Annotated in this window: 2 protein-coding genes; both read right to left on the reverse strand. The window is 48.9% G+C overall.

From position 1 onward, the window contains the following. The coding region (locus G1O98_RS37740; protein WP_167306243.1) for an FG-GAP-like repeat-containing protein at positions 1-1,176 on the reverse strand (1,176 nt) is incomplete at its 3' end. 1 nt (position 1,177) lies between these two features. Then, positions 1,178-2,707 (reverse strand): GNAT family N-acetyltransferase (locus G1O98_RS37745; RefSeq protein WP_163939512.1); only part of this gene is annotated, 1,530 nt, incomplete at its 5' end.

The following is a 2,707-nucleotide window of genomic DNA, read 5'->3' on the forward strand; positions in this document are numbered from 1 at the left end:
AGTAATATTAATGGCTGTATCTTCTGGTGTGTTGCTTAACGTCGCAGTGGGTGAACCTGTTGGCGCATCGTTAACTGAGGTTACAGAAAAAGTCTGAGTTTGTCCAGTTAAGGTTGCTGTGCCATCAGTAACATCGTAGGTGAGATTAACTGCGCCGTTAAAGTTGGCAGTTGGAGTGAAAGTATAAGTCCCATCCAAGTTGTCCACCAATGCACCGTTAGTCGCAGTTAAGTTAGCAACTGAAAGGGTATCACCATCGAGATCGCTGAACCCTGTTAATAAGTCAGCCGCAGTAATTGTGATGGCTGTATCTTCGGCGGTGTTGCTTAACGTGGCTGTGGGTGAACCTGTGGGCGCATTGTTATTCTCGAAGAACACGGTATTGCCCTGCTGATTACCCACAAAAGCATCCACGTCCCCATCACCATCGATATCGGCAAAGGTGGGTGAAGAAATTAAACCCACACTCGTCAGTCCGAAGGGGTTGGTGGCTTCAAAGGTGAAGATGGGAGTCCCGGCATTTCCAGTGTTGCGGTAGAAGCTGATATCGTTAAAAACACTACCCACAAAAGCATCCAAGTCCCCATCGCCATCGATATCGGCAAAGGCGGGTGAACCCGCAAACTCATTCGCCAGTCCGAAGGGGTTGGTGGCTTCAAGGGTGAAACTGGGAGCAGCCGTAGTTCCAGTGTTGCGGTAGAAGCTGATACCGTTGTTCTGACTACCCACAAAAATATCCAAGTCCCCATCGTTATCGATATCGGCAAAGGTGGGTTTAGCAGAAGCTCCCACATTCGTCAGTCCGAAGGGATTGTTGGCTTCAAAGGTGAAGCTGGGAGCAGCCGTAGTTCCAGTGTTGCGGTAGAACCGGGTATTGCCATCACCACTACCCACAAAAGCATCCAAGTCCCCATCGCCATCGATATCGGCAAAGGTGGGGTCAGCAACGTTCCCTACATTCGTCAGTCCGAAGGGATTGTTGGCTTCAAAAGTGAAGCTGGGAGCAGCAGTAGTTCCAGTGTTGCGGTAGAACGCGGTATTGCCGCTAAAATTCCCCACAAAAGCATCCAAGTCTCCATCGCCATCGATATCGGCTAAGGTGGGTTTAGAAGAAAGTGTTACACCCGTCAGTCCGAAGGGGTTGGTAATTGGGGCTTTAAAATTCGGGTCAGCCATGTTAGTTTTCTCTTGATTCAAGTGTAGGGTTAATCAACTTACTCGTTTGCCGCACTTCCCCCACCCCAGTTAAATAGGGAGTCAGGTGTCGTTCGACAAACTTCAACAAACGCGGATAACGGTAAGAAACCGAACCCGTTAGGTAGGGAACACCACTGTCAACTTGACGACGAATCGCTTCTGCTAACAGCCAAACCCCTTGCCCCCGCTTCTCAAATGCTTGTGCAATTGAAAAAGTGGTGTAGCGAATTGTGTCAGGTGCCACCCGATGGGTTAACACCCAACCAATAACCTCCCCCTGATAGCGCAATCCCAAGCTATTTAGGGGTTCTAAGCGGTGTGCCTCGACATTAGGCGGCAGGGATAAACCGGCATCTAACCAAGGAAACACCTCAAAGGCTGGAGGTAGGGAATACTTGTTTAACCAAGGGGCTTGGGCAATTTTTTCTGTGGCGGTTTTGCCAAGCAGCAAGTTAATTTGGGGTGGTTGCCAATGTAGTTTAGAAAGTAGCGGTTCTAAAGCTAGATTGGTAAGTGTACTGGTTGAATAACTGAGGATGATTTCAACACATCCCTGTTGGGCTAATTCTCGTTCTAAATAGGCGACTAACTTTGTGCCAATTCCTTGATTACGGTATTCGGGTAAGACGAATAGGGAAATGATTTCGGCTTGTTGGGGGTTTAAACGTTCGCTGATGGCAAAGCCAACTATTGCACCGTCTAGGGAAGCAGAAAGCCCAGTTAATTCGCATTGGGGTGGTTGAGTTTGCCAGCGTTTTTGCAGGCTGGGATAGGTGAGGTGATTGTAGTCGAGGGCATTGCTGCTGTTGAGGTGATACACCCGTTGGTAATGGATTTGCTCCCCTCTTGATAAGGCTGCCTCACTACTAATCCTGAGATTACCCCACCCTAACCCTCTCCAATCTTCGGGAGAATTAAGGGGGGTAATTTGTTGTGTGGGTAAACCAGCAACCGGGGGGACTGTTCCTAAACTGGGACGTTTGGCGGTGGGTTTGGTGGTGACAATGCCGCCACTGTTGGGAAATGTGACTAGGCGCTGAATTTCGTCTGACTGTAAACCAATTGCTTGGGGTTGTAGCACCCCAGGTAGAACTACAACATCAAATAGTTCTTCAATTACTCCCTGAAAATATAGCCAGTGCAGGGCTGTGCCTGTCTGCAAGTCAATTACCATTAAGCCACACTGGGGGCGATTTCCTTGGGAACTTAAGCGGTTTTCTAGGGTTAATCCGGTAAAACTCTGGGAACGTAGTTGAGATAGTCCCACAAAGGCGAAGTTTTGCCAAAAGGCTAATCCACGCACAAATCCAGGGCAGAAGGTGATGGGATGGAATTGACGCTCTTCGATGTAGCCTAATTCCCCTGTGCCAGAATTAAGTAACCATAATTTCCCCTGATACCAACGGGGAGAATGGGGCATGGATAAACCTGTGGCGATGATTTCATTTTGGGCAACGTCGATGACGACTCCCCCATCATGGCGATGATTACGCCAGCCGGCGGCTGTATC

The sequence above is a fragment of the Nostoc sp. UIC 10630 genome, assembly GCF_010747425.1.
In the GTDB taxonomy this organism is placed as follows: domain Bacteria; phylum Cyanobacteriota; class Cyanobacteriia; order Cyanobacteriales; family Nostocaceae; genus Nostoc.